This window comes from Blastococcus sp. CT_GayMR20 (assembly GCF_004570345.1).
The window spans coordinates 1-596 of sequence record NZ_SPQM01000343.1 but is presented as its reverse complement, the minus strand read 5'-3'; the positions used below and the strand labels follow the sequence as shown (position 1 = coordinate 596).

1 protein-coding gene is annotated in these 596 nt (G+C 70.0%); it reads left to right on the top strand.

Annotation, left to right across the window (positions count from 1 at the left end):
- Window positions 1-596: flagellar motor switch protein FliG (gene fliG / locus E4P40_RS27835; protein ID WP_135161499.1), on the top strand; the 596-nt coding region annotated here is incomplete at both ends.

Genomic DNA, 596 nt, shown 5'->3' with positions numbered 1-596 from the left:
AATGCCGACGTCCGGCAGCTCGTCACGTTCCTCAAGGACGAGCACGCCCAGATCATCGCGCTGGTCCTGGCCCACCTCACCGCCGGCCAGTCGGCCGAGGTGCTCTCCGGGTTCGCCCCCGAGCAGCAGGCCGAGGTGGCGCACCGGATCGCCACGATGGACCGGACCTCGCCGGAGATGGTCCGCCTCGTCGAGGAGGAGCTCGGCCGCCGGATGGGCTCGCTGCTGGCGCACCAGGACATGACCACCGTGGGCGGCGTCGAGACCCTCGTCGAGATCATCAACCGCTCGCCGCGGCCCACCGAGCGCTCGATCCTCGAGTGGCTGGACAACACCGACCCCGAGCTCGCCGAGCAGGTCCGCTCCCAGATGTTCGTCTTCGAGGACATCGTCACGATCGACGACCGCTCCCTGCAGCAGGTGCTGCGCGAGGTCGAGGCCAACGACCTGGCCACCGCGCTCAAGGGCGTCCGGCCCGACGTCCGCGACAAGGTGGTCCGGAACCTCTCCGAGCGTGCCGCCGAGAACCTCAACGAGGAGATCGAACTGCTCGGCCCGGTGCGCACCCGCACCGTCGAGGAGGCCCAGGCCAAGGT